A 26,568-nucleotide genomic window follows, 5' to 3' on the forward strand; every position below is an offset into this window, starting at 1 on the left:
GGACGCGCGACAATCATCGATTCCAAAAGCGATTGAATTCAATGCATTGCGCACTGGTTCCGCCCGATTATGCGGCATTAGGTTTTCCCTAATACGGGCTGAGGGAGACAATTCTTACCAACTGCTCAAGCCTCTCTTACTGTCCTTTTCAACACCACCGCCACCGGGGAGCGCCTGTGTCTTTAGAAAATCCGAACGCCATTGAAGTCCGCGAAGCCGTCAAGCGGTATGGCGATTTTACTGCTTTGAAAACTATCTCTCTGTCCATCAAGGACAATGAATTTTTCACCCTGCTTGGTCCTTCGGGCTGTGGTAAAACCACGCTTTTGCGGATGATTGCGGGGTTTGAGGATGTGACCGAAGGGGCGATCTATCTTTATGATGAGGAAATCGCCGGTCTGCCGCCCCACAAACGCCCCGTGAACACGGTTTTTCAGAACTACGCCCTGTTCCCCCATAAGACCGTGCTCGACAATGTGGCTTTCGGACTGCAAATGCGCGGAAACTCCAAAGCTGACTCCCGCAAACGGGCGGGCGAGATGCTGGAACTGGTGCAGCTGTCGCAATTTGCAGGCCGCAAGCCTTCGCAGTTGTCGGGGGGCCAGCAGCAAAGGGTCGCACTGGCCCGCGCATTGGCCCCGCAGCCAAAGGTTCTGTTGCTGGACGAACCATTGTCGGCCCTTGATCTGAAACTGCGCAAGGCGATGCAACTGGAATTGAAACACCTGCAACGGGAAACCGGCATCACCTTTATTTTTGTGACCCACGATCAGGAAGAAGCCCTGACCATGTCCGACCGGATCGCTGTCATGTCGTCGGGCGAATTGCAGCAACTGGGGGACGCCAGAGAGATTTACGAAAGCCCGCGCAATATGTTTGTCGCGGATTTCATCGGAGAAACCAACCTGTTGGGGGTGTCGGTAGACCGCGTGGAAGCCGGACAGGCGGTGTGTCATCTGGGGGGTGGTCACGCGCTGACCTGTGCAGCGGTCGAAGACGTGGCTGCCGGATCGGATGTCCATCTTTCGGTCAGACCGGAGCGACTGTTCCTGACCCCCGAAGCGGAATCCGCCGATGGCATGAAGGCCACTGTGCGTGAGAATATCTTTGTGGGTACCGACATCACCACCCTTGTGGATCTGGCAGACGGACCGCAATTCACCATCCGCACCTCTAATTCGGAGCGGGGCAACAAACGTATCTTTGAACCCGGCACCCCCGTATTCGTTAACATGGAGCATGGGGCCGCACGGCTCTTGGTAGACTGATGGCAGGCGGCGCAACTTCAGGCGGCAGTGCCGTCACCGACACCTACAAAGAAGCCCGCAACTGGCTGTTGCTTCCGGCATGGATCACGCTCGGCTTTTTGGTGCTGGCGCCGGTCCTTTTGATGCTGGTCTATTCCTTTCTGACCAAAGAATTCAGGGGCGGCGTCATTTGGGAATTTTCACTGGCGGCCTATGACCAGTTTTTCTTTGACCGTGGTCTCTTCGGGGATGATCCCGCGCAGATCGAGTGGACCTATATTGCGATTTTCTGGCGCTCTATCTGGCAGGCGGGGGTGGCAACGCTTCTCAGTCTCGCCATCGGGTTTCCGACCGCCTATTTCATCGCCACGCGGCCTGAAAAACAGCGCGTGATCTGGGTGTTTCTGATCACGATCCCCTATTGGGTGAACCTGCTGATCCGAACCGTTTCTATGCGGTTTCTGTTACGCGACGAGGGGCCTCTGAACTCTTTCTTCATGGCCACAGGGCTGGTGGATGGTCCGATTCATATGATCAATACAAATTTCGCGGTGCAGGTCGGGCTGTTCTATTCCTATCTGCCCTTCATGGTGCTGCCAATCTATGCCGCGGTGGAGCGCTATAATTTCACCCTCAGCGAAGCGGCGGCGGATCTTTATGCCAACAAATGGATCACCCTGCGCCACATCGTGTTGCCCGCAGTGAAACCGGGGGTGGTTGCGGGCTGTATTCTTGTGTTCGTGCCCTCGCTGGGGTCGTTTCTGGCACCTGATCTTCTGGGGGGTGCGAAGAATTTCATGATCGGCTCTTTGATCGAAGAGCAGTTCAAAGGCAACGCGGGCAACTGGCCCTTTGGTGCGGCAGCGTCGATGATCCTGCTGACGATGGTGCTGATTATTCTGGTGATCTATGCACGGGCGCAGGCCCGCAGCGACAAAGAGGCGGGCTAAGCGATGGCAACACGCAGGTATGACATTAAATCCTACTCCGGCTTTTTGCAGATCACGCTGCTTTGTCTGTTCGTGCTTTATGCGCCGCTGATCGTCGTAGCGGTCTACAGCCTAAACGCATCGGAATCCATCGCTGTATGGGAAGGGTTTTCCCTGCGATGGTATGCGGATGTGTTCACCGGCTCGGAAAGTGCAAAGTTCAAAGTGGCGGCGCGCAACAGTTTTGTCATTGCGATTATCGCGGCGAGTGTGGCCACCACGATTGCGACCCTTGCAGCAACAGCCATGGTGCGCGGTGGTAAATTCCGGCTGCGCGCCTGGTCTTTCGGGTTGATCTCCTTGCCGCTGATGGTGCCTGAAATCGTTACTGCGGTGGCCACGCTGATCTTCTTCAACTCCATCGGGTTTGAGCGGGGTTTGCTGACGATCCTGCTGGCCCATATCGCCTTTTGCATCCCCTTTGCCTATTTGCCGATCTCTGCGCGGATGCAGAGTATTGAGGACACTTACGAACAGGCGGCCCAAGACCTTTATGCCACCAAACGACAGGCGTTTACCAAGATCCTCCTGCCGTTGATGCTACCGGGAATAATCTCGGGCTATCTGCTGGCCTTTATCATTTCCCTTGATGATTTCATCATCACGAACTTCGTCAAAGGGGCCGGCGTCGAGACCCTGCCAACAGCGATTTTCGGGGCAGTCAAACAGGGGATCAAACCCAATATCATGGCCATTTCGACGATGCTTTTGGGCTTTTCCATCCTGATGGTGCTGATTTCCTATCTCGTCAGCCGAACCGACAAAAAACCTTAACCAAAACCAACAGTGGAGACAAAAATGAAAAAACTACTTACCACCACCGCAGCCGCTACCGCGCTTTTGATGGGGGCGTCTGGGGCGCAGGCGGAAGGCAAACTGGCGATCTATCACTGGTTTGAATACATCCCGCAGGAGCTTCTGGACAAGTTCAGCGCCGAGCATGATGTAGAAGTCATCATGGATACCTACGATTCAAACGAGTCCATGCTCGCCACGCTTAAGGCTGGCGCAATCGGTACCTATGATGTGGCGGTCCCGACCGATTACATGGTTTCGATCCTGATCTCAGAGGGTCTGGCCGATGAAATCGCGCCAGGTGAGTTGAAGAATATCGGCAACGTTAAGGATGCCTTCACCGATCCGGCCTATGACCCCGGTCTGAAACACTCAATCCCCTATCAGGGGGGCACAACCAGCTTTTCCGTCGATACCGCTGAATATGCCGGTGACGTGAACACCACGGATGTTATCTTTAATCCGCCGTCCGAATTGCACGGCAAGATCAACATTCTGGACAGTCAGGGCGAGGTTCTGGCACTGGCTGCGGTCCACATGGGCATTCCGCAATGCTCTACCGACCGCGAACAGCTCAAGGCGCTGAACGCAATGCTGCAGGCGGCGAAACCCCATTGGGCGTCGTTTAACTCTGACACCGCCAAAGAGGTTCTGGCGGCAGGCGATGTCACAGTCGGGATGATCTTTAACGGCTATGCCGCCAAAGCCGCAGAAGCCCGCGACACGCTACAATATGCTTTCCCGAAACAAGGCTGGGTGAACTGGATGGACAGTGTTGTCCTGCTTAAAGATGCACCAAACCGCGAGAATGCGCTGAAGTTCATGGATTTCCTGCTGGAACCGGAAAATATCGCAGCGGTCACGAATTTCGCGCGCTACCGCGATGTTGTGACGGGCAGCGAGGCGTTTCACGATCCGGCCCTTGCTCAGGAACCTGAAGGCAACCCGCCAGCGGGGATTGAAGGGGTTTTCGTGCAGGCCTGTGATGCGGAAACACAGGCGGTCTACGACAAGATCTGGACCAATCTGAAGAAATAAAGTCAAGTCGGGGCGCGGATCGACCAACAGGCGAACCGCGCCTTTTACGGTATAGGGAATGGGCGATGGAAACGATTTTCACAGAGAAGCACCGGCTGCGGGATGCCAAAACCGAACTCTTCGGCGGCGAGTTGGTGTCCCCCCATGAGCGGCCAAGCCGCGCGGAATATGTGATACAACGGGTGCGCGATGTTGCGCTGGGTCCGGTTAGTGTTCCGGCGGATTTCGGGCTCGACCCGATCCTTGCCATTCACAAACCGGATTTTGTCAGTTTCCTGCAAACGGCTTGGGAACGCTGGCAGGACGCGGGTTTCAAGGGCGAGGCGATGCCGACCACATGGGTCGGGCGGCGCATGTCGGACAAGCGCCCCAACTTTATCGAAGGTCAGGTCGGGTATTACGCGCTCGCCGGAGAAACCAGCATCAGCGGTGGCACGTGGGAAGCCGCCTATGCCAGCGCGCAAGTGGCGCTTACAGGGGCGGATCGCATTAACAAAGGTGCGCAAACCGTGTTTTCGCTGTGCCGTCCCCCCGGCCATCATGCCACGTCGGATATGTATGGCGGTTATTGTTTTCTCAACAACGCCGCGATTGCCGCGCAATTTTACCGGGATACGGGTGCCAAACGGGTGGCGATATTGGATGTGGATTTCCACCACGGCAACGGAACGCAGGACATCTTTTATGATCGGGATGATGTCTTGTTTGTATCGCTGCACGGGGACCCTCTGGAGACATTTCCCTATCAGCTTGGCCATGCCGATGAACAGGGCAGCGGTGCGGGCGAAGGGTTTAACGTCAATTATCCCATGCCCCCCGACACGCCGTTTGCGGTCTGGCGTCAAGCGCTGGCCAAAGGGCTGGAGCGGATCGCAGCGCATGCGCCGGATGTGCTGGTTATCTCGCTTGGCGTTGATACCTTTGAAAATGATCCAATCAGTTTCTTTAAGCTAAAGAGCGACGATTTCACTACGATGGGTGCCGATATTGCCCGCGCCGGATTGCCCACCCATTTTATCATGGAAGGCGGTTACGACGTGGAAGAAATCGGCGTGAACGCGGTGAATGTGCTACAGGGATTCATCGCGGAACGGGGGGCGTAAGATCATGCGCATCGGGGTTTGGCAGGATGAAACGCCTTCTGGCGGGGTCGCGGCGGCACGGCAGGTAATCGCCACCGCGCTTGGGCAGGCGCAGGCAGAGGGGGTGGAGATTCTCGTCTTTCCCGAATGTTTCCTGACCGGATATTTCCGCGACGCACAGCAGGTCGCCCCCTGTGCTGGTGCAGTGACAGCAGAGGAAATCGCAGCGCTGCAAAATCTATGCGATGATACGGGCGTTGCCTTTGTGCTGGGCAGCTATCTTCCGGTTCAGGACGCCACCGCAAACGTGGCTTTGGTCTTCCGGCCCCAGACAGGGACTCCGCTGACCTATCACAAACGCGCCCTTTACGGGGATTGGGAGAAATCTGTTTTTCAGGCGGGCCGCGGTCCGTTGCTTTTCGACTACAAGGGCAAAACCTTTGCGGTGCTGATATGCTTTGATGTGGAATTTCCCGAACTGGTACGGGAGGCAGCACAGCTTGGGGCGGAGGCGGTACTGGTGCCCACTGCCCTGATGGAGCCGGACCACTGGGTGCCCGATCTGATGGTCCCCTCCCGCGCCATCGAGAATAATGTGATGCTGGCCTATGCCAACCGCATCGGGGTTGAAGGGCACCTGACCTTCATCGGCAAAAGCCAGCTTTGCGATGCGGACACGTCCCACCGCGTTGTGCACAGCGAAACCGGAGTCGGATTGATCAGCGCAGAGTTGCAAGTGAACCCCGCAGCGACCGATTACCTCCGCGAGATCAACACGCAAGGATTGCCAAAACCCTGATGACGTCAGGAGGGGGCGGTCTACGGGGGCGGTTCTGCCATGAAACGCCCCGAACTGGCTACATCCATGCCAGTGTTGCCCCGATCAAAACCAGATACCGTCCCGCTTTGGCAGTGGTGACAAGCAAGACAAACGGCAGCAGCGGTTCGCGCATTATACCTGCCACCACCGTCAGGGGATCCCCGACAATTGGCAGCCAACTGCCAAGCAATGACCAGCGTCCGTAGCGGTGATACCACGCTTGCGCCTTAGCAAGCTGGCGGGGATTTGCAGGAAACCAGCGCTTGTCCTGAAATCGCAGCAGGAACCGCCCCAGATACCAGTTGATCACCGCGCCAAGAACATTGCCTATTGTGGCCACAATAAACAAAACCGCCACGGGATAATCCTGCGTCAGCAACAGCCCCACCAACACCGCTTCGGATTGAAGCGGCAAAATGGTAGCTGCGATCAGGGCGGCGGTGAACAGGCCGAGATAGGCAATCATCCGGCGGCTGCCGTCGGGGTATTTCGGGGTTTCAACATATCTTCACAAGGCTGCGGGTCGCCCACTCCCTACCCTCTAAGCACCTGCGATACCACAGAAACCTTAAGCTGTCGAAAAAGTTATCCACAGGCAGAGGGAACCATTTTGCGCCCCGAACGTTCTTTTCCCGAGCAGAGGTTCAATAAAAACCGGAAAGGTAAGAGTATGGCTTTGCAGGCGGATTATTCACAAACACCCGATCAGGACAACACGAGCAATCACAAAACGGATGAGGGCGGTGCAGTGCGCTTTGCCACTTTGGTTGTGATTTCTACGGGTGTCATGTTTGGCATTATGCACATGAACTCCTTCGCGCTCGATCACATGCAGGGGTCGCAAACGCTGCTGTGGCTGGCGGTTTACATCGGCGGCTCGGCGGCGCTGGTGTCTTTGGGGTTGCTTGCGGGTATATTCACCCACCCGAAGGCCAATATCGCAATTGTTGCCGGCTCTTTATTGGCGCTCGGTATCGGGCTTGGGGCGGAGCGGTTCAACCCGTCAGCGCAGATGCTGGCCCAGACAGAGGCGGACAGCCAGTTGCGACAACAGGCCGAGAGCAACGCCCACCGCACCCAGATCGAAAAGATCGAAAGCTACGTTAAAGGCGCAAATTACAACATGCGTCCGGCACCTGCCGCTAACCTGACGGTGCCGGGGTAACGGTCACTTGTCCCGGTCCATTTTTTCAATCAACCGCGTTTCAAGCAGTTGACCGTCCCGATAAAGGATCGGATAGGCCACTGCTGAAACATGGCTGTTAAATTCTTTCAAAGCCCGCGTGGTTTCCAAGTGGATGTCGCTTGATTCAAAGCTTTTGGCGGTGCCCTCGCTCAACCGACGCAGGTGTTTCTTGCGGCTGCTGCGCTCCATCCGCGTCATCTCTGCCTTTTCCTCCAGCAGCAAACGGGCGCTTGCCAGATCATCAGACACCAGAACATTTGAGGCAAGTTTGAGGTTCGCCAGAACCCTTTCGTGCATGCTCACCAGTTCGGCCTGTCCTGCCACCGAAAAACTGATCCGGTCCTTGTTCTTTTCTTCGGCCAGCGGCAGCATCGTTTTGACGATAATATCCCCGGCCGATTTCAGCGCGATGGCGTATTCGGTCAGTTCGCGGGCCTGTTTGTTCTCCTTCTTGCGCAATGTGTCGCTTGGTATCGCGGCGACATAGTGGCGGATACTGTCAAGCGCCCCGTTCAGCGCGTCATCCTCATTGGCAATATGAACCACGCGGTCCGCATCGTAATTGCCGTAAATATCCATCACTGGCAGCATCATGCCTTCCAGAATTTGTGTCATCCGCAATGCTTCCCGCTTGAGCGAAGCCAGCGCGAGGCTGGGCGTCACGGGGGCCTGATCGTCCAACACGCTGCGGTGCAGCACTGGCGTGACGGCTTCGGGGTCGATCTTGTCCGGCAAAAGCCGCAGCATCGGGGCTTCCATAAAGCGGCAGAAGGGCAGTACGGCCAGTTGCGCCAGATTAAAGGCGATATGAACATTCACCACCGTCTGCCCCGCCTGCCCGCTGGACAGCACAGCCAGCACTGGAAAGTTGTTCACAAGGATCACCGCCAGAACAGCCCAACTGCCCCGAATTACCAGATTGGCCATCGGCACACGGCGGGATCGCGGAGACATGCCACGGCTGAGCCAGACAGGGATCACAGACGACCCGAGGTTTGCACCAAGAACCAGAGAGACGCCCGCTTCAACGGGAACGGCGCTCAGACTGACCAGCGTGACACACATCAGCACCACCGCAAGGGACGAATGCATCACTAACGCCAGTGTCGCCCCGACGATGAAGGCGGTCACATAATCCTGCGCCAGATAGCCCGCAATTGCAGGCAGAAAATGACTATCGCGGATCGGATCCATCGTTTCGCGCAGGAACCGCAAAGAGATCAGGATAAAGGCGATGCCTAGGATGATCCGCCCTGCCTGTTTGACGTTGCGACTGCTGGAATGGATGAAAGACGCCCCGCCGATAGCCAGCAAAAGCGGCACCAGCCAGTCAAGCGGGAAGGACAGGATCTGGATCAGCAAGGCCGAGCCGAGATCCGCCCCAAGTGTCATCGCCAGCCCCTGCCCGAAACCAAGCGCCGCAGTTCCGGCAAATCCGGCCACCAGCAGACCCACCGCGGCAGAGCTTTGCAGGATGATCGCCAGCACAAGTCCGGTAGCAGATGCCCCCATCACATTAGAATTACGGGTCATTATGCGCTGGAACGAGGCTCCGAAGGCGCGTTCGATACCTGTGCGCACCAAACGTACCGCATAGAGCAGGAGCATGGTCGCACCGGCGAGATGGATGAGGAAAGAAAGAATAACCAACTTGTTAAAATAACTCCGCTAATGTGGCCTGACCACTTATCACCTGACACTTAACTGTGCGGTTTTCAATGCTCTAGATCGGCTTGCAGCGGCGCTCGGCCCTATCCTGACAAAAAAGCCGCCCCGGAAGGGACGGCTTTTAGATTTTCAAAGGTGAAACGGGGGTTTCACACCAGCAGTACCAGCAGGATCACTATCCAAAGCGGGACGCCGATTAACCAGAGTAGTATCGCACCCATCTGTCTTCCTCCTATGTCCAGCGGCCAAAGCGCCCGAAAACGCGGCCCTCGTCACGGTGTTGCCCGCCCATACCAGCGGCCCAATAGGCACCGGAAGCAGCGATCAGCAGGGAGGCCCCTGCGATAAATGCAGAGATGACGGAATAAATCCGCGCAGTCTCGGCGGCTTCTTTGGCTTCGGCTTCGCTCATGTCGGTTGCGGCGGCGGCCTGTTGTGCAGGCTGCTCTGTCGCGGCTTCGACGTTCACAGCGTCATCGGCCACGGTTGCAGCCGCGGTGGCAACTTCGCTGGTAGCCTTAACCGCTGTATCCGCAGTCGAGCCCAGCAGAAACGCGCCGAGCAACAGGGCAACGCCCCAAACGGCCAGCCCGTGAATACCGTCACGCACAGAGGCTTCGTCATCGTTTACCGGATCAATCCGGCGGCGCATCCGTCCCGCGATATATCCCCCGACCATAAAGCTGGAGATGGTGGTCCACAACATCCAGGACCCCACTGCGATCATGGACGCCATTGCCGAGCCGTCACCCTCATAGGGGGAAACCAGCGACAATCCGAGGGCTGCGCCGAATGTGGTGAACACAAACGCGATACCCGATGCAACCACAGAGCCGGCGATAATGGACGACCAGTCCACATAGCTTCCGTCATGCTGGTAAGCGACGGGAGCAGCAGCCAAACCTTCAGTTCGTTCTGTCATGTGCTTATCCTTTTATTAAAATGAATTGGCGACCTCAGCCGAGGCCGAGCAGTGAAAGAACAGCCAGTACAACGACGACCAGTCCGACAAGATAAATAATTCCGTGCATGTTAACTCTCCATTTAGTGGCTACGCCATTTCGGGGCGTAAAGTGCTCGTGGTGAATTAACGCGCAGCTCACTAAAAAGTTCCCAAAGGTGATTGGAAAGGGTTTGGCAACCACGCCAGACGGCGGAAAAGCGCAGGTTGTGCAGTGGAAAACAAAGGTAAAGCGGAGGATTTCCGCCAGTGCTGTGGCGTGGTGGATCAGGCCGGAACCAACGGGGGCGGTTGTCCGTTGTTCCGGTACCAACGCTTAACAAAGGAGGATTATCAAATGACCACTTCATCCCACAGTCTGGTGTCTTCAACAGATGTAAACGGAACGAATGTCTATGGCTCTGACGGGACCAATATTGGCACGATTGATCACCTGATGATAGACAAGCAATCAGGCAAGGTTGCCTATGCTGTGATGGGTTTCGGCGGGTTCTTGGGACTTGGCGAAGAACACCATCCGGTGCCTTGGGGCAAGCTGAAATATGATCCGGCCAAAGATGGTTTTGTAGCCGATCTGACCGAGTTTGAAGTCAAGGGCGCACCGGACCGGCACGACACCTGGTATGCGGATCGGGACTGGGAGCGGCGCACCCATGATCACTACGGCGTGCCGACCTACTGGTTCTGACCCTTCTTAAGCCGACCTAAAATTCAGACAACTGGCAAACGGCCCCGTATCGGGGCCGTTTTATTGTTTCAGCCACGGCGCGGCGACTCTCCGCCCGCGTAACGGGCCAGCCGTATGGCCAACCATCCCACCGCAATGTGCAGCAGAACCGTCAAACAGGCGAGCACGATCAGGCTGGCAAACATCAGATCAATCTTGGCCCGCCCGTTGGCCAGCAGCATCAGATACCCCAACCCTTTGGACGCGCCGACCCATTCCCCGATCACGGCACCGATGGGCGCATAGACCGCTGCCAGCTTTAGTCCTGTGCCAAGACTGGGCAGCGCATTGGGGATCTGGATCTGGCGCAGGAACTCGTATTTCCCCGCCCCCATACTTTGCGCTAGATCGCGGTAGCCCTGATCTACGCGGGTCAGCCCGTCATAGAAAGCCGAAGTGACAGGGAAGTAGATGATAAGCACTGCCATCACGATCTTTGATCCCATCCCGTACCCGAACCAAAGCGTCAGAACCGGCGCCAGCGCGAAAACCGGAACGGCCTGTGTAAAAACAAGGATCGGCAGCATGATCCGCTCGGCACTGCGGGAAAGTGCGAGTTGAATGGCCGTTGCCACCCCGAGCAGGGACCCAAACACCAGACCGAGCGCCACCTCGCTGGCGGTGACAAGCGCATTTTCCGCAATGACAGCGCGACTGTGCCACATCGCCTGCGCCACCCGCAGGGGTGAGGGCAGGATAAAATGGGGCGCATCGGTCAGGATCACCAGCCCCTGCCACAGACCCAAACCGACCGCAACCGCCAGAACTACATCCAGAACCCTCATGCGGGCACCCCGCGCAGATGGTCAAGCAGACGGGACTGACAGGCCAGCGTCTCGGGGTCGTGCAAACTGCGCAGCGGCGGGCTGGCTGGTACAGGCCAGTGCTGCGCACCATCCGACGATAAAACAACGATCTGATCTGCAAGCCGCGTTGCCTCGGCCGGATCATGGGTGACAAGAAGAACCGTCCGCCCCACCAGCATCTCTGCCGCAAGCTCTTGCATATCTGCCCGTGTACCCGCATCAAGCGCTGAAAAAGGCTCGTCCAGAAACACAACGGGGCGGTCCTCCATCAAGGTGCGGGCCAGTGCTGCACGCTGGCGCATCCCCCCCGACAGCGCAGCAGGTTTCGCCGCCGCCCGATCCGACAGACCGACGCGGTCAAGCAAGGCGCGGGCGCGGTGCAGGTCGGGGGACACACCCCGCAGCCGAGCGCCGATGCAGATGTTTTCCAACACACTCAGCCACGGCAGCAGCAGATCGGATTGCGCCATATACCCGATGCGCCGGTCCAGCGGTGCGCCGTCAGTGGCAGTGATGCTGCCTTCAAACGCCCCGCCGGTTTCCAGCCCGAGGATCAGCCGCAGGATGGTAGATTTGCCCACACCAGAGCGCCCCAACAGGCAGGTCCATCGCGCGGCAGGCAGGTCCAGTTCGGCCGAAAACAAAAGCTGCCCGTTCAACTTGTGCCGCCCTGACAGACGTATCCCCGGAGGCTGGTTCATTGCGGCGAGAGCCCCATTTGCCAGAAGCCGACCTCTAGTGCGGTGGCTTTGGTGAACCGCGCCTGAACGGATGCGCGGCGCGGCGAAGCGGTGAAATCCCCGATGCGGCGCGCGACGGCGGCATCCAGCATCTCCCCCACTGTGGTGCAAACGTTTTGATAGGCCGGGTCCGCATAGGTCGCGATCCATTCGCTGTACGGTGTATCCGCAGAATTCTCTGTCGCCAGTCGCAGGCCAATTTCGCCGTATCCCATCACACAAGGAGCAAGGGCTGCGATCAGGTCGATGAAATCCCCTTGTAGCCCTGCGTCCAGAACATAGCGGGTGTAGGCAAGGTTCGCATCCGCCTCTGCCGCATTGAACAGCGCGGATTCGTCGATACCAGCGGCGGCGCAGGTTTTTACATGCAGCGCCATCTCGTGATTGACCAGCGCATCGACCGTTTGCGCACAGACCCGCATCTCTTGCTGGGTTTCGGATTTCACCACCCCCAGCGACCACGCACGGGCGAAATGCACCAGAAACACATAATCCTGCACCAGATAATGTATAAAGGATTCCCGCGGCAGGCTGCCGTCCTTTAACCCCTCTACAAATGCGTGGCGGGTGTAATCTGTCCAGGTCTGGCCTGCGCCTGTGCGCAGCAGTCCGAAGGTTTTTCCGTAATCAGGCGCGCTCATTTTACTGTCACGTCGATTGCAATTGCAGGGACAGGGTTTTGCGACGGGATCAGATCGGCGTCCTTCAGAAAACGTTCAAAGGCTGCATAGCGGCCCGCATCCATCGCAGTCGGGCGCAGCGCGAAACGGGGCACGGTGTCCACCCAAGCGCGGGCGTTCAGCTCGTCCTGCAACTCAGCCGACGTTCCGGCAAAGATCTCCCAGCTTTCGGTCGGGTGGTTCACGATATACTGTGTGGCTTTCTCGGTCGCGGCCAGAAAACGCGCGATCATGTCCTTGTCCATCGTGTCGGAGTTGGCCACATAGATCAGCTCGTCATAGGCGGGGAGACCCTGTTCCTCGACAAAGAAACACTTGCCTTTGACACCTTCAATATCCATCTGGTTCAACTCAAAATTACGATAGGCGCCAATCACTGCGTCCACCTGCCCCGACATCAGAGAGGGCGACAGGGACCAGTTTACATTCACCATTTCCACATCATCCAGCGACAAACCGTTGTGGCGCAGGATCGCCCCGAGCACGGCTTCCTCCACGCCGCCCACAGAAAACCCGACCTTCTTGCCTGCCAGATCAGCCGGAGATTTGATCGGACCGTCGTCCAGCGCCAGCAGACAGTTCAGCGGTGTCGCCACCAGCGTGCCAACCCGTTGCAGCGGCAGGCCCTCATGGATTTGAAGGTGCAGTTGCGGTTGGTAGGAAATCGCCAGATCGGCCTTGCCCGCGGCCACCATTTTCGGCGGATCGGACGGATCGGCAGGGGCAACAATTTCGACTTCTAGGTTTTGATCGGCAAAATAGCCTTTTTCCTGCGCAACGATAACCGGCCCGTGGTCGGGGTTTACGAACCAGTCCAAAAGCAGCGTCATTTTATCCTGCGCCAGCAGGGGTGAGGCTGTCAGGGTCAGGACCGCAACAAGGGAGGTCAGTTTCATGGTATTACCTTTCGTTTTCCGGCGTGTCGCCAAGAGCTATTAAACAGATGTCGCCGTCCCAGTAGGACCGCAGGTGTGTCGCCGCATTCCAGGCCCGCAGGCCGGAGCGACAGGCAAAGACGGCCCGTTGACCGCTTTGTGGTTTCGGATTTTCGGCAGCAAACTGCGCCACCGACAGACGCTGCGCAGTGGGGGTGACGGTGGCGGGTGCCTCGTCCTCGCCGCGCAGGTCCACGACGAAATCTGTATGTGTAATTTGCGCTGCCGCGATAAACGTCAGCTCCGCGTCCGGTTCAGGTGCTGTATCAAAGCGAAAACCGCCGCTGTGAAAACGCTGCATGTCAAAGCTGATCACCTGCCCGAGCGGTGAGGGCATTTGCCCGATCATCACTCCCAACGCCATCTGTGCCTGCGCAGCCCCGATCATCCCCACAACAGGCCCCATCACACCGGCAGTGGCGCAGGTGGCGGCGCGGTCCGGCAAGTCGGGAAATACCGCGCGAAGCGATGGCGCTGTGCCACAAAAGCCACCAACATATCCGGCAAAACCGAGAACGGAGGCGCTGACCAGCGGAACGTTGAGGCGCAGGCAGGTATCCGATAACACATAGCTGACAGCAAAACTGTCGGCACAATCCAGAACCAAAGTGCTCTGCCCCACCAGTTCTATCGCATTTTGCGGGTCGAGCACTTTGACAAGCGGGATAATCGTGCAATCCCCGTTCAAACGGCGCAGTGTTTTTGCAGCGGCTTCGGCCTTTGGTCTGCCTGCATCTTCCTGCCGGAACAGGGTCTGGCGGTGCAGGTTCGACAGGGAAACCGTATCGCTATCCACCAGCGTGATGTTCCCCACTCCGGCCCCGACAAGGTATTGCAGCACCGGTGCGCCCAGCCCCCCTGCCCCGATCACCAGAACACGGGCCGCACGGATGGCCGCCTGCCCCTCTGCGCCCACTTCGGGCAGGATCATCTGTCTTTCATACCGGTTCATCGGGTGGCCGCCAGCCATGCACGGACGCGGTCCTCGGGGCTGGCGTTCAGGGTGATGTCTGTCACCGCCGCCACCACATCCGCGCCCGCGTCAAAGGCGCCTGATGCGCGCTCAATAGACATGCCACCAATGGCAATCAGGGGCGTGTCCCCGATCCGGTCACGCCACTTGGTAAGCCGTTCAACCCCCTGTTCATGCCATTTCATCTGTTTCAGAATGGTCGGGTAAATCGGTCCAAGCGCGATGTAATCTGGTTTCAGGTCCAAAGCGCGGTTCAGTTCAGCCCTGTCATGGGTACTGATCCCAAGCCGCAGTCCCGCTGCACGGATGGCGGCAATATCTGCGGTGTCCAGATCCTCCTGCCCCAGATGCAGCCAGTCGCAGCCTTCCTCGATCGCGATTTGCCAGTAGTCGTTGATGACCAAAGCGCAATCATGGGCCGCACAAACCGCTTTCGCACGGCGGATCTGATGGCGGATTTCATCAGGGGTTTGATCCTTAATCCGCAGTTGCACCAGCTTGATCCCAAGGGGCACCAGCCGTTCCAGCCAGTCGGCGCCGTCAAAGATGGGGTAAAAACGGTCGAGTTTCATGACAGAAACGCCTTTCCGATTACGGGGGTTGAAGGGGCGGCCATGTCGCGGGGTTCCATCGGGTCCGCAGCGGCGGCAAGCTGGCCTGCGCGGATTGCGGTGGCAAAGGCTTCGGCCATTGCGGCGGGGTCTCCGGCCTTGGCAACAGCAGTGTTCAGCAGCACCGCATCAAACCCCAGTTCCATCGCTTGGGCTGCCTGTGACGGCAGGCCCAGACCCGCGTCAATGACCAGTGGCACGTCGGGAAAATGGGCCCGCATGGCCCGCAAGCCGAACAGGTTGTTCAACCCCAGACCCGACCCGATGGGCGCCCCCCAAGGCATCAGAACCTCGCAGCCGGCGTGCAGCAGACGGTCCGCCACCACCAGATCTTCGGTGGTGTAAGGGAAGACCTGAAAGCCGTCTTCGGTCAGGATACGCGTGGCCTCCACCAGCCCGAAGACATCCGGTTGCAGGGTGTCCTCCTCGCCAATTACCTCAAGCTTGATCCACTTCGTATCAAATACTTCCCGCGCCATATGGGCGGTTGTGACAGCCTCTTTCACGCTGTGACATCCAGCGGTATTGGGCAGGATATGCACGTCCAGCGCACGGATCATCTGCCAGAAGTCCTGCCCCGCCCGATCCTGTCCGCTTTCACGGCGCAGGGATACGGTGGCAACGCTGGCACCGCTGCGCCGGAAGGCATCCGCAAGGATCGCAGGGGACGGATATTGCGCCGTGCCCAGCATAAAGCCGTTGGCAAGGGTGGTTCCATAAAAATCGAGCATGTCCTAACCCCCCTGCATCGGGGCGAGCACTTCAATCCGGTCGCCATCGTTCAGGGATTGCGCGGCCCGTAACGCGGCTGGCACAAATTCACCGTTCACGGCCGTTGCGATTTTCGCGCCGGTGAACCCTTGTTCTTGCAGCAATCCGTCCAGCATTACCGCCTGCGTTTCGATCATTGCGCCGTTAAGTTGCAGTTTCATCCATCACCTCCGGTGTTGTGTTGTCAAAAATCCGCTCTGTCACCATTCGCGCCAGCGCTGGCGCCAGAAGAAAGCCGTGCCGGTACAACCCGTTAGCGCGGATCAGGTTGCCGCTCTGACGGATACGGGGAATATTGTCGGCAAAGGCAGGGCGGCTATCGACGCCGATCTCCAGCACCTCGGCCTCGCCAAAGGCAGGGTTGAGGGCATAGGCCGCGCTGAGCAGTTCCAGCAGGGCGCGGGCTGTTACATGTCGGCCCGCCTGACCTTCGATCATCGTTGCGCCCAGCATAAAAACCCCGTCACCACGCGGCACGATATAAAGCGGGATGCGCGGGTGCAGCAGACGGATCGGACGGGACAGAGACACGTCAGGACAGGAGAGCACCAGCATTTCGCCTTTAACGCCGCGCAGGTCCGGCAGATCGGCGCGGGCCTGAAACCCGCGACAGTCCACCGTCAGGCCACGGGTGGCATGGTCCGCAGGGTCGGCATCGGCCTCAACGAACTCCGCACCGTCCGCAAGAACCGAAGCCCGCAACCGTTGCAGGGCTTCGCGCGGGGCCAGATGGGCCTCACTCTCAAAGAACAGCCCCTTGGAAAAACGGCCGCCCAGATCGGGTTCCAGTGCGTCGATCTCGGGCGCCGAAACCTCACGAAATCCGCTGGTGCGGCGGGCAAAGCGGGTCAGCTCTGATCGGTCCCGCGCTGGCGAAACGACCAATGACCCGTGACGGTGGACTGCCTGCGTTTTGGCCTCCCACCAATCGGCCGCTTCCTGACCCAGCCGCACCACAGGTTCCTCGGCACTTTCCCCTTCGCAAAAGGGGGCGAGCATTCCGCCCGCCCACCATGAACAGGCCGCCGGACCAAGGTCGCGCTGGCGGTCGATGAGGGTTACACGCGCCCCGCGATCCAGCAGGGTGCGTGCCACACAAAGCCCTGCCACACCCGCGCCGATGACGGTGACATTCTTCATGTCCAATAGCCGTGGAAATGGTGCACCGGACCATGCCCCGCCCCGATATAAAGCCGGTCTGCCGCTTTTATCGCCGCATGCAAATAATTGTGCGCCGCTGTCACTGCGCCGGACAGTTCAGAACCTTTGGCGAGATGGGCCGCAATCGCAGCGGAATAGGTGCAGCCGGTGCCGTGGGTGTTGCGGGTGCGCACACGAGGCGCTGAAAGGGTCAGCGGCGCACCCCCTTGTGCGATTAAAACATCCGTACAGGTGTCACCGCTGGAATGTCCCCCCTTCATCAATACGGCCTGCGGGCCAAGCGCGCTCAGAGCCTTCGCCTGCTCAGCCATTGCTTGCGGAGTCTCTGCCTCTGCTACACCAAGCAGTGTTGCCGCTTCTGGCAGGTTCGGGGTCAACACAGTTACGAGGGGCAGGATTTTGTCGCGCATCGCATTGATCGCAGCGTCTTGCAGCAACGCATCGCCGGATTTTGCAATCATTACCGGATCAACCACAATCGGCCCTTGGAAACCGGAAAGCTGATCTGCCACCGCATCAATAATGCGCGGTGAAAACAACATGCCAAGCTTGATCGCATTCACCGGAAGGTCTGCCAGAACTGTTTCGATCTGCGCGGCGACCACATCGGCAGGCACCTCATGCACCGCAGTCACTGCTTGCGTGTTCTGCGCGGTGATTGCGGTGATCACGCTCGCGCCGTAAACGCCATTGGCGGAAAACGCTTTCAGGTCGGCCTGAATGCCTGCCCCACCACCACTGTCGGAACCTGCAATGCTAAGGGCTATGGGTGTTTTGCCGGTCACTGGTCTGTCTCCATCGTTAAACGGGATGACCAGCGAAAGAAAGGACTGCGGGCGGTGTTCGCCTGTGCAGTGTACCCGTTCCCTACGCCGGTATGACCCGGATCAGGTTCGACGGGTCGGTGCGAACACCTCTCAGCCCGATGTGGGCTCCCCGACGGATAAAATTGTCTGCGCCAATGGTTAGGACAGTTCGCACTGCCTTGCAATGGGCAATTCGGACCGATGTTCCGACCCTTCATTCTGCTGTTTCAGGCGGTCAGTCCGCCGTCCACTTTCAGGGACTCCCCTGTGATATAGGCACTGTCATCGGACCCTAGAAACAAGGCCGCCCGCGCCACATCCCATGCGCTGCCCTGACGGCCCATAGGGACCATCGCGGCACGGCGGCGGGCCAGTTCTTGGGGGTCGGTTTGCGAATCCACAAAGGCTGTTACATGGGGCGTGTCGATGACACCGGGCAGAATCACATTGGAACGGATCTGGTAGCTGGCGTTTTCGCGGGCGACAGAGCCGGCAAAGCGCACCAGCGCCATTTTGGACACTTCGTAGGACACATAGCTGTAGGGCGCGGAATACACCGCCGCCAGCGAAGAAACATAAATCAGCGATCCGCCGCCCTGATCCCGCATCAGGGGCAGCACCGCGCGGGTCATCCGCAGAGCGCCTGTCAGGTTGATGTCAAACACACGGTCCCAATCGGCATCCGTTGTTTCAAGCACGCCACCTTGCTGGCTGATCCCCACGTTATAGTCGAGCACATCAAGCCCGCCCCAGAGTTCAACAGCCCGCGCAGCAACCTGTTGCCCTGACGCTGCATCCGTCACATCCACAACAAAGGTTTCAGCGATGCCGCCCTTCGCGCGGATCAAGTCGGCGGTTTCCTCGGCAGCCTCTGCCACGCGGTCCACACACAGCACTTTCGCGCCTTCCCCTGCAAACAAAACGGCGGTGGCCTTTCCGTTGCCCCAGCCCGCGCCGGAAGATCCTGCGCCGATAATGGCGACCCGTTTGCCCTTGAGCCGGCTCAATTCCCCAACACCTTACCCGGAAGCCACATGGCCAGTTCCGGTTGCCAGATCAGGATGAACAGCACCGCAACCTGCAACAGAACGAAGGGAATAATACCGCGATAAATGTCGCGCATTTCCACAAGATTCCCAGCCGCACCTTTCATGTAGAACAGCGCAAACCCGAAGGGCGGCGTCAGGAAGGAGGTTTGCAGGTTCACCGCGACAAGAATGGTAAACCAGTAGACCAGATCCTTCTTGTCAATGTGATCCCCGAGATCCATCAGATCGACGATCGGGGCGAAAATCGGCAACAGGATCAGGGTGATTTCGATCCAGTCAAAGAAAAAGCCGAGCACAAAGACCATGATCATCATCATGAACAACAACGCCCAATCCCCGAGGTTCAGGCTGCGGGCAAGTTCAACGATCAGATCATCCCCGCCTACTTTGCGGAAGATGTAGGAAAACGCAGTGGCGGTGGCAAAGATGAAGAACAACAGCGCAATGGTGCGCAGGGAACTGTCGGTCGCCTCGCCCAGAACGTTCCAGGTAATGCGGCCCCGGATCAGCCCCAGAAACAGCGCCGCAAAGGCCCCTACGCCGGAGGCTTCGGTCGGGCTGGCAAACCCACCGATAATAGAGCCGAGCACGGCGACGATCAGGATCAGCGGAAAGGAAACCGAAACCAGCGCCTCGCGCCAGAGACCCGATCTCTCTTGCGTGGTCAGGCCACGGGGCACGGGTGTTTCACTGGGACGCAGGATTGAACGGGTCACAAGGTAGATCAGGTAAATCGCTGCAAGAAACAGACCGGGCAGGAAAGCGGCCACGAACACTTTGGCAAGGTTCAGGGACAACAGATCCGACATGAACACCAGCATCACAGAGGGCGGGATAAGAATGCCAAGTGTTCCTGCGCTCGCCACGGCTCCGGTCGCAAGGGGTGCGGAATATCCCGCCCGCATCATGGTTGGCAGGGCCATAACTGTTAGCATGACAACCGATGCCCCGATGATCCCTGTAGCAGCGGCCAGAATTGTTCCCATCAGAACCACCGCCAGCGCCAGACCGCCCGGCACCCGCACCAGCAGCTTTTGCAGGGTCAGCAGCAGGTCTTCGGCAATGCGGGTTTTTTCCATCACAACGCCCATGAAGATAAACATGGGCGCAGCCACCAGCACCGCGTTGTCAATCACCCCGCCGTAAATCCGCGTCGGCACAAGGGACAGATGCACGAACCGCATCTCGCCCAAGGCAAGGGCGATGATGGCAAAGATCAGCGTCACAGCCGCCAGTACAATCGGCACCGGCAAGGCTGTGAACAGCCCTGCGATCAGGCTTAGAAACATGATCGCGGGCAGGAATTCGGTCAGCGTTTCCATAGGCCTCTTTCAAGGAAGGTCTTTGTAATCAGATCGGGGCGTTTCAGCGTGGCCAGAATGCGCAGGGCCACGGCAGTGCATCCGGCAACGGTCAGCAGGGCCGAAATCGGCACGGCGGATTTGATGATCCAGCGATGGGGCAAGCCGCGCCCGCCGTTGGCGCCCTCACCCCGCTCAAACGCGCGGGCGGCAAATTCATAGCCGTGCCATGCAATAAACAGAAAGAAAGGAATGACCAGCAGCACCACCACCCAGAATTCCAGCCAAAGCCTAAAGCGCGGAGTCATCTTGGCGGCAACAACATCAATGCGCACGTGGGCGTCACGGGTATAGGCATAGCCGAATGCAAACACCGCAATAACCCCGTGAAGGTGCCATTCCAGTTCCTGCAACATGGTTGATCCGGTCGAGAAGAACTTGCGCCCGATCACGTCATACATGATCACACCGACCAGAACGAAGAGCAGCACCGCCGCCAGCCGTGCGGCCCAATCGCATATAGTCGTCAGCGCCGAGGCGATTTTCAGACTGGTGTGCATCTTCCCCCCTATCGTTATTCCGGTCCGGCGGCTCCCCCCACCGGACCGGTTATTCGGTTTACTGACTTACTTCAGATAACCGATGTTTTTCCATTCGGAGTAATTCTCGCGGAACGTCTGGATGCTTTCCCAAGTGGTTTTGAAATCCTCATCCGCTGCGGATTTTTCGGCGGCTACTTCGGTCCATGCGGCTTCGTAAGCGTTCAGAATTTCCTCTGGCCATTCGTGAACGATCACACCGTTTTCAGCCTGCATTTTCGCCAGAGGCTCCAGTTGCACCGCTTCGCCTTCGGCCATCGTTTTCAACACTTGCGCTTCGCAGGCGGTTTCGATGATAGCGCGTTCCTGATCGCTCAGGTCGTTCCAGGTATCCAGATTGATGATCACGCTCAGGAAGCTGGTTTGCTGATGCCAACCCGGGAAATAGTAGTGTTTGGCGTGGTCATACATGCCAACCATATTATCAAGGAACGGAAAGCCCAATTCCGCACTGTCAATCGCACCGGTATTCAGTGCAGACATTGTATCGGCCAACCCCATTGACTGGGCCTCTACGCCAAGCTTGCCCATCACGGACGCGCCAAGGCCAAAGAAGCGCATCTTCTTACCCTTCAGATCATCCAGCGATTTGATTTCGTCGCGGAACCAGCCAGAGGCTTCAGGCACCAGCGTGGAACAGTGGATGGTTTTGATGTTGTATTTGGACTCGGTCATTTCGGACCATTTTTCCTGACCGCCGCCGTAATACCACCAAGCGGCATATTCCTTGATGTCAGGACCAAAAGGGAATGTGGTGAACAGCGGTGCGGCAGGCACCACGCCTTCGGCAAATCCGATGGAATACCATGAACTTTCAACGGCACCTGTGGACACGGAATCCCAGACCTCGCCTGTGGAAACAATCTCGCCGGGTGCTTTCACGTCGAACTTGATCCCCCCTGCTGTCAGCGTGTCTACCCGCTCGGATACATCCCACGCCGGTTTGCCGAGCAATGGCAGGGACTGCGGAAAAATCGACTGCATTTCGATGTCCTTGGCCCCTGCGGTTCCAGCCAGTAACGCGGCAGCACAGGCTGCCAGTGTAAAGTTGCGTTTCATATTGATCTCCTCCCAATCAGTTAAAGTCGTTTGTCTGTCGTGTATCAGGCCACACGGTCGCCTTTCTTCACCTGTACCGTCCGGTTGTCCACTGCGGGCAGCATTTTCGCCGGATCGCGCGTCACCATCACGTCGATCACGCTTGGCCTGTCTTTTTCCGCAAAAGCCGCTTTCAGCGCATCCGCGATTTCTGCGGGGTTCTCCACCCGAATGCCGTGGCATCCCATCGCATCGGCCAGTTTTGCATAATTCGTTTCCGCCAGATCAGAGCTTTGGTAATTCCCTTCCCCGTACATCAAATGTTGCAGCGCCTTTACATATCCGGACGCGGCATTGTTCACGACGATCACTGTGACGCCCAATTTCATCCGCCGCGCTGTCTCAAGCTCTCCAAGTACCATGTTAAAGCCGCCATCGCCGGTCAACCCCACAACCACCGCATCGCGGTTGGCAAGCTGGGCGCCCATTGCCCCGGGCAGCCCGTACCCGATAGAGGCAAAGCCGCGATCCGGCACAAAAGTGCGCCGCGCTTTTTTGGAATTGAACAACAAGCCGCCCCAATGCGCCGCAAAACCGCCATCGGCAATCAGGTGGCCGTCTTCGGGCAGGTGGGTGTTCAACTCGGTAATCAGACGCGCCATGTTGATCGGCGTTTCTTCGGAATACAGCCGCTCTGCTGCGACCTCGTCATGCCAGACCTGCATTTTGGCAGGGATTTCCGCCAGATAGTCCACCCGCGCCTTGCGTTGCTGTTCTGCGCTATCCGAAAGCGCATCGCACAGATCGTTCAGACCTTCCCGCGCATCCCCCCACAGCTTCACGGTCGGTTGATAGGTGCGGCCCATTTCCTCGGCCACGTTGTCGAGATGGATCACCGTTTGGCCTGCTGTGGGGATGGTAAACCGCTTGGTCGCAATCTCGCCCAGCTTGCAGCCTGCCACGATGATACAATCAGACGCCGCGATCAGATCATTGGCAATCCGGTCGTAGCGCCCGAACAGTCCGGCGGACAAATCAGAGGTACAGGCAATCGCGCCCTTGCCGCTCATGGTGTGGGCAACGGGGATGCTGTTTTCCTCGGCAAAGCGGGTGACGGCTTCGGTTGCCTGAGAGATATGGATACCACCGCCGCACAAAAGGATCGGGCGTTTGGCCGCGGCGATCAGTTTTGCGGCTTTCGCCAGCGGTTCCGCCGCAGGGCGGCACCGGATGGCAGGGGCAGATTCATGGGCGGGATCTACCTCGAAATCGGAGTCTTCAAACCCGTAAAGCCCGTGGGCAATGTCTTCGGGCACATCCACGATCACCGGACCGGGGCGACCCGAAGTGGCCACCTCAAAGGCGCGGCGCATGATTTCGGGGATGCGCTGGATCGCCTCGACCCGCAACAGTTCCTTACAGGCAGGGCGCAGAATTGCGACCTGATCAGTTTCCTGCGTCATATTCTTGCCAGCGTGATCCCGCTGCGCATCGCCAATGATCGCAACCATCGGGCTGCCCGCGTTCAGTGCCTCAACCAGTCCGGTCACAAGGTTCGTCGCCCCCGGCCCCAGTGTGGCATCCACCAGACCGACCCGCCCCGAGACCTTGGCATAGGCATCTGCGGCAAACACCGCACAGCGTTCGTCGTTGATCAGATTGTGGTCCAGCCCCAGACGCCGCGCTGCATCATAAAACGGAAGCAACTGAAAGCCACCCATGCCAAACATCGGTCCTGCGTTATGGGCCAGCAACATCCGGACGAGCGCCTCGCCCCCTGTCATTTCATTGGTATTACTCATGCGGGTTCATTCTCCATCATGTCTTGCGCGGCTGTTGCAATCATCGGTGCAGTGACCCGCATTTGATCTTCAAGGTTCGGCGCATAGGCGATCAGCCCGCGCGGGCTGCCCAGACGTTTGGGCAGGGTTTTCATCGGGATATTCTGGGCCACGGTCGCCACCACTTCGGCCCCGAAGCCGGCAACTGACACCGCTTCATGGGCCACCAGCAGACGACCCGTCTTGCGCACGCTGTCAAACACCGCCGCCTTGTCCCAAGGCCAGAGGCTGCGCAGGTCCAGCACCTCGGCCTCTATGCCTTGACTGGCCAGCGTATCGGCCGCTTCTGCGCAAAGGTTCGCGGTGTGGGACCAAGACACCAGCGTCACATCGCGCCCAGAACGGCGCAGGGCCGCCTTGCCGAAGTCCACAGACTTTGTGGTATCCACTTCTCCTTCGTGCGACCAGATGTTCTTGTGTTCCAGATAGACCACCGGATCATCACAGGCGATGGCGGCTTTCATCATGGAATAATTGTCCTGCGGCGTCGCTGGACAGCAAACCACAAGGCCCGGAATATGGGTGTACCAGCTTTCAAGTGATTGGGAATGCTGCGCTGCCGAAGACCGCCACATGCCCATAGGCTTGCGGATCACCATGGGCGCACGGCTTTGACCGCCAAACATAAACCGCGCCTTGGCGATCTGATTCACCAGCTCGTCCGTGGCACAGAGCGCGAAATCCGCAAAGCGCATTTCCACGATCGGGCGGGTGCCTGCCATTGCCGCACCAAAAGCCGCGCCCATAATCGCCGCTTCGGAGATTGGCGCATCGGAAATCCGCTGCGGGCCAAATTCTTCCACCAGTCCGGTATATTGTTTGAACACACCACCACGGCCCAGATCCTCGCCCACGCACCAGACCGTTGGATCGTCGCGCATGGCTTCGGCTACGGCCAGTTTCGCGGCATTGGCATAACTCATCACTGGCATCAGAACGCCTCCTGCAGGGGGGAGCCGATGTCTTGCACATCGGCAAAGGCTGTTTCATCCGCAGGCCACGGCGCTTCCCGCGCTGCATCAAGGGCGCGGTCCATTTCTGCGCGGGCCTCCTGTGCCAGCCCGTCCAGTTCATCCGTGGAGACACCCGCCTCGGCAAGGGCTTCGCGCAGGCGGGCAATCGGGCAGGTTGTGGCCTGCATCCGCTCTGCCTCCCCTTCGGGTCGGTAGGTGGCGGGATCGAAATAGGTGTGGCCACTGATCCGGTAGGTCTTGGCCATCAGAAACTCCGGCGTTCCGGTTTCGCGGATACGCGCTGTGATCTCTGCCGCTGTCGCCGCCAGTGTTGTCACATCATTCCCATCCGCCTCGGTGGTGCGCAGGCCAAGGGCGCGGGCGCGGTCGGCAATGCTGCCAGAGGTCATGTCACTGGTCAGGGTAGAGGCAGAATACTGGTTATCCTCACAGACAAACAGGATCGGCAGATTGAACACCCCTGCCCAGTTCACGCCTTCCAGAAACGGCCCCCGATTAGAGGCGCCGTCCCCGAAGAAACAGACCACAATCTGATCCCCGCCAAGAAGTTTGATCCCGTGGGCTGCCCCCGCCGCAATGGTGATATTGGCACCGACAACGCCATTTGCGCCCAGCATCCGCACCCCGAAATCCGCGATATGCATGGACCCGCCCTTGCCGCCACAACAGCCGCCCTCGCGCCCCAGCAGTTCCTTCATCATCGCATCCGCCTGCGCACCTTTGGCCAGCGTATGGCCGTGGCCGCGGTGGGTGGACAGGATGTAATCGTCGCGCCGCAGATTCTCGATGATCCCTGTCGCCACCGCTTCTTGTCCGATGGACAGATGGATCGCGCCAAGCACCAGTTCCTCGTCTATCGCAGCGCGGCAGGCGGTTTCCTCAAAGGCGCGGATACGTTCCATCATGCGCAGACGGTCCAACCCCGCCTTTTGATCGAAATTTGGCAGGCTCAAAGCAAACCCTCCTGATCCAGAATTGTAAATTTATCTGACAACACCTCGACCTCGCGGCGCAGCAGGGGGATCAATTCCCCTTCGATCCGCGCGGTGCTCATCCGTTCGTTGATTGCGCCGATGCCGAAGGCCGCACAGACCCGTCCGCTTTTGGTCAGGATCGGCAGGCCGACCGCGCTCATCCCCGGCACGGGAATAGAGGGGTTCAGCGCGTAACCGCGACTGTGAAATTCTTCGGCCAGCGCCTCTGCCCGTTCCGGGGTGTAATTGTATTCTGCCATCCATGCGACATTGGCCCGCGCTGCTGCGCGGCGTTTGGGTTTGTCCGTCACCGCATATAGCGCCTGACCCGATGCGCCGACCCCAAGGGGAAGGCGGCTGCCCGCGTCCAGTGTCAGGGTACGGATCGGAAATGCGCCCAATTCGCGGCAGACACAGATCGAGGCGGCCCCTTCGGGGGCGGACAGGAACACGGTATCCTCGCAAGCGTCGGCAATGCGGCGCATGCTGCGCTTGGCCAGTGCCGCCAGATCGGAACGGTTCGCCATCCGCGCCAATGACGCCAGCGCATGGCCAAGGTGATATTTCCGCGTGTCAGGGTCCTGATAGACATAATTTACAGCCAGTAGCGAGGCGAGCACGCGGTGCGTGGTGGTTTTGGTGAATTCGGTCTGCGCCATAATCTCGGTCAGGCTCGCCCCCAAGGGCTGGGACGCCAATGCACCAAGCACAATCCGTGCCCGTGCGATCGAACCTACCGGCGCCTCCGTTGTCACGATTTATCCCTCCCCATTCCTTTTATCGGAACGTTTGTTTT

At 58.5% G+C, this 26,568-nt stretch carries 29 protein-coding genes and 1 riboswitch; of the genes, 8 read left to right on the forward strand and 21 right to left on the reverse strand.

What is annotated here, in order from left to right:
• Positions 1-176: 176 nt before the first annotated feature.
• The 6 genes from BFV97_RS11180 to BFV97_RS11205 all read left to right on the forward strand — a co-directional run bounded on the left by BFV97_RS11180 (position 177) and on the right by BFV97_RS11205 (position 5,950).
• Positions 177-1,268 (forward strand): ABC transporter ATP-binding protein, encoded by a 1,092-nt coding sequence (locus BFV97_RS11180; protein ID WP_069300461.1) that lies wholly within the window; start codon positions 177-179, stop codon positions 1,266-1,268.
• The gene (locus BFV97_RS11185) at positions 1,268-2,197 is read left to right on the forward strand and encodes an ABC transporter permease (protein ID WP_069300462.1); all 930 of its coding nucleotides are present in this window, start codon (positions 1,268-1,270) and stop codon (positions 2,195-2,197) included. Before BFV97_RS11180 ends, BFV97_RS11185 begins: the two co-directional genes overlap by 1 nt.
• A 3-nt stretch (positions 2,198-2,200) precedes the next feature.
• Positions 2,201-3,010 carry an ABC transporter permease gene (locus BFV97_RS11190; RefSeq protein ID WP_069300463.1) on the forward strand — a complete coding sequence of 270 codons (810 nt, stop codon included), beginning with the start codon at positions 2,201-2,203 and terminating at the stop codon, positions 3,008-3,010.
• 24 nt (positions 3,011-3,034) lie between these two features.
• The gene (locus tag BFV97_RS11195) at positions 3,035-4,069 is read left to right on the forward strand and encodes an extracellular solute-binding protein (protein ID WP_069300464.1); all 1,035 of its coding nucleotides are present in this window, start codon (positions 3,035-3,037) and stop codon (positions 4,067-4,069) included.
• Between the two features lie 65 nt (positions 4,070-4,134).
• Positions 4,135-5,172: a histone deacetylase family protein gene (locus tag BFV97_RS11200; protein ID WP_069300465.1), complete on the forward strand. Its 1,038-nt coding sequence runs from the start codon at positions 4,135-4,137 to the stop codon at positions 5,170-5,172.
• Positions 5,173-5,176: 4 nt separating this feature from the next.
• The gene (locus tag BFV97_RS11205) at positions 5,177-5,950 is read left to right on the forward strand and encodes a nitrilase-related carbon-nitrogen hydrolase (RefSeq protein WP_069300466.1); all 774 of its coding nucleotides are present in this window, start codon (positions 5,177-5,179) and stop codon (positions 5,948-5,950) included.
• A gap of 58 nt (positions 5,951-6,008) precedes the next feature.
• Here the strand turns inward: BFV97_RS11205 and BFV97_RS11210 are convergent, their stop codons facing one another.
• Positions 6,009-6,437 (reverse strand): YqaA family protein, encoded by a 429-nt coding sequence (locus BFV97_RS11210; RefSeq protein WP_069300467.1) that lies wholly within the window; start codon positions 6,435-6,437, stop codon positions 6,009-6,011.
• A gap of 204 nt (positions 6,438-6,641) precedes the next feature.
• On the opposite strand from BFV97_RS11210, the gene BFV97_RS11215 reads away from it, so the two are divergent.
• The gene (locus BFV97_RS11215) at positions 6,642-7,136 is read left to right on the forward strand and encodes a hypothetical protein (protein ID WP_069300468.1); all 495 of its coding nucleotides are present in this window, start codon (positions 6,642-6,644) and stop codon (positions 7,134-7,136) included.
• 3 nt (positions 7,137-7,139) lie between these two features.
• Here the strand turns inward: BFV97_RS11215 and BFV97_RS11220 are convergent, their stop codons facing one another.
• On the reverse strand, positions 7,140-8,765 hold the full coding sequence (locus BFV97_RS11220) for a Na/Pi cotransporter family protein (RefSeq protein WP_245667717.1): 1,626 nt from the start codon (positions 8,763-8,765) through the stop codon (positions 7,140-7,142).
• A 292-nt stretch (positions 8,766-9,057) separates the two neighbouring features.
• Positions 9,058-9,747 carry a hypothetical protein gene (locus BFV97_RS11225; RefSeq protein ID WP_069300470.1) on the reverse strand — a complete coding sequence of 230 codons (690 nt, stop codon included), beginning with the start codon at positions 9,745-9,747 and terminating at the stop codon, positions 9,058-9,060.
• Positions 9,748-10,123: 376 nt separating this feature from the next.
• On the opposite strand from BFV97_RS11225, the gene BFV97_RS11230 reads away from it, so the two are divergent.
• On the forward strand, positions 10,124-10,474 hold the full coding sequence (locus BFV97_RS11230; RefSeq protein WP_069300690.1) for a PRC-barrel domain-containing protein: 351 nt from the start codon (positions 10,124-10,126) through the stop codon (positions 10,472-10,474).
• Positions 10,475-10,542: 68 nt separating this feature from the next.
• On the opposite strand, the gene BFV97_RS11235 is transcribed toward BFV97_RS11230, so the two are convergent.
• From BFV97_RS11235 to BFV97_RS11320, 18 genes are all read right to left on the reverse strand, one after another.
• Entirely contained in the window at positions 10,543-11,298 is a 756-nt protein-coding gene (locus BFV97_RS11235; protein WP_069300471.1) for an ABC transporter permease, read from the reverse strand.
• Entirely contained in the window at positions 11,295-12,020 is a 726-nt protein-coding gene (locus BFV97_RS11240; protein WP_069300472.1) for an ABC transporter ATP-binding protein, read from the reverse strand. Before BFV97_RS11240 ends, BFV97_RS11235 begins: the two co-directional genes overlap by 4 nt.
• Entirely contained in the window at positions 12,017-12,700 is a 684-nt protein-coding gene (tenA, locus tag BFV97_RS11245; RefSeq protein WP_069300473.1) for a thiaminase II, read from the reverse strand. The genes BFV97_RS11240 and tenA overlap by 4 nt, the downstream gene beginning before the upstream one ends.
• A complete protein-coding gene (locus tag BFV97_RS11250) occupies positions 12,697-13,635 on the reverse strand; it encodes an ABC transporter substrate-binding protein (protein WP_069300474.1) in 939 nt (312 codons plus the stop codon). Before BFV97_RS11250 ends, tenA begins: the two co-directional genes overlap by 4 nt.
• A 4-nt stretch (positions 13,636-13,639) precedes the next feature.
• Positions 13,640-14,644, reverse strand: a complete 1,005-nt coding sequence (locus BFV97_RS11255) for a HesA/MoeB/ThiF family protein (RefSeq protein WP_069300475.1) — start codon at positions 14,642-14,644, stop codon at positions 13,640-13,642.
• Positions 14,623-15,219, reverse strand: a complete 597-nt coding sequence (locus tag BFV97_RS11260; RefSeq protein WP_069300476.1) for a thiamine phosphate synthase — start codon at positions 15,217-15,219, stop codon at positions 14,623-14,625. Before BFV97_RS11260 ends, BFV97_RS11255 begins: the two co-directional genes overlap by 22 nt.
• Positions 15,216-15,989: a thiazole synthase gene (locus tag BFV97_RS11265; protein WP_069300477.1), complete on the reverse strand. Its 774-nt coding sequence runs from the start codon at positions 15,987-15,989 to the stop codon at positions 15,216-15,218. Before BFV97_RS11265 ends, BFV97_RS11260 begins: the two co-directional genes overlap by 4 nt.
• A gap of 3 nt (positions 15,990-15,992) precedes the next feature.
• Entirely contained in the window at positions 15,993-16,190 is a 198-nt protein-coding gene (thiS, locus tag BFV97_RS11270) for a sulfur carrier protein ThiS (RefSeq protein WP_069300478.1), read from the reverse strand.
• Positions 16,174-17,169, reverse strand: a complete 996-nt coding sequence (locus tag BFV97_RS11275; RefSeq protein WP_069300479.1) for an FAD-dependent oxidoreductase — start codon at positions 17,167-17,169, stop codon at positions 16,174-16,176. The genes thiS and BFV97_RS11275 overlap by 17 nt, the downstream gene beginning before the upstream one ends.
• A complete protein-coding gene (gene thiD, locus BFV97_RS11280; RefSeq protein ID WP_069300480.1) occupies positions 17,166-17,975 on the reverse strand; it encodes a bifunctional hydroxymethylpyrimidine kinase/phosphomethylpyrimidine kinase in 810 nt (269 codons plus the stop codon). The genes BFV97_RS11275 and thiD overlap by 4 nt, the downstream gene beginning before the upstream one ends.
• 62 nt (positions 17,976-18,037) lie before the next feature.
• Positions 18,038-18,139, reverse strand: a riboswitch (TPP riboswitch).
• An 84-nt stretch (positions 18,140-18,223) separates the two neighbouring features.
• Positions 18,224-19,003 carry an SDR family NAD(P)-dependent oxidoreductase gene (locus tag BFV97_RS11285; protein WP_069300481.1) on the reverse strand — a complete coding sequence of 260 codons (780 nt, stop codon included), beginning with the start codon at positions 19,001-19,003 and terminating at the stop codon, positions 18,224-18,226.
• The gene (locus BFV97_RS11290; RefSeq protein WP_069300482.1) at positions 19,000-20,367 is read right to left on the reverse strand and encodes a TRAP transporter large permease; all 1,368 of its coding nucleotides are present in this window, start codon (positions 20,365-20,367) and stop codon (positions 19,000-19,002) included. The genes BFV97_RS11285 and BFV97_RS11290 overlap by 4 nt, the downstream gene beginning before the upstream one ends.
• Entirely contained in the window at positions 20,355-20,906 is a 552-nt protein-coding gene (locus BFV97_RS11295; protein WP_069300483.1) for a TRAP transporter small permease subunit, read from the reverse strand. Before BFV97_RS11295 ends, BFV97_RS11290 begins: the two co-directional genes overlap by 13 nt.
• Positions 20,907-20,972: 66 nt before the next feature.
• Entirely contained in the window at positions 20,973-22,004 is a 1,032-nt protein-coding gene (locus tag BFV97_RS11300) for a TRAP transporter substrate-binding protein (RefSeq protein WP_069300484.1), read from the reverse strand.
• A gap of 44 nt (positions 22,005-22,048) precedes the next feature.
• Positions 22,049-23,785 carry a thiamine pyrophosphate-binding protein gene (locus BFV97_RS11305; RefSeq protein WP_069300485.1) on the reverse strand — a complete coding sequence of 579 codons (1,737 nt, stop codon included), beginning with the start codon at positions 23,783-23,785 and terminating at the stop codon, positions 22,049-22,051.
• Positions 23,782-24,756: an alpha-ketoacid dehydrogenase subunit beta gene (locus BFV97_RS11310; protein WP_069300486.1), complete on the reverse strand. Its 975-nt coding sequence runs from the start codon at positions 24,754-24,756 to the stop codon at positions 23,782-23,784. Before BFV97_RS11310 ends, BFV97_RS11305 begins: the two co-directional genes overlap by 4 nt.
• Positions 24,756-25,751, reverse strand: coding sequence for a thiamine pyrophosphate-dependent dehydrogenase E1 component subunit alpha (locus tag BFV97_RS11315; protein ID WP_216635957.1), 996 nt, complete (start codon positions 25,749-25,751; stop codon positions 24,756-24,758). The genes BFV97_RS11310 and BFV97_RS11315 overlap by 1 nt, the downstream gene beginning before the upstream one ends.
• The gene (locus tag BFV97_RS11320; RefSeq protein ID WP_069300487.1) at positions 25,748-26,527 is read right to left on the reverse strand and encodes an IclR family transcriptional regulator; all 780 of its coding nucleotides are present in this window, start codon (positions 26,525-26,527) and stop codon (positions 25,748-25,750) included. Before BFV97_RS11320 ends, BFV97_RS11315 begins: the two co-directional genes overlap by 4 nt.
• Positions 26,528-26,568 lie beyond the last annotated feature (41 nt).

Origin of the sequence: Neptunicoccus sediminis, assembly GCF_001719615.1 — a bacterium.
Lineage (GTDB): Bacteria > Pseudomonadota > Alphaproteobacteria > Rhodobacterales > Rhodobacteraceae > Amylibacter > Amylibacter sediminis.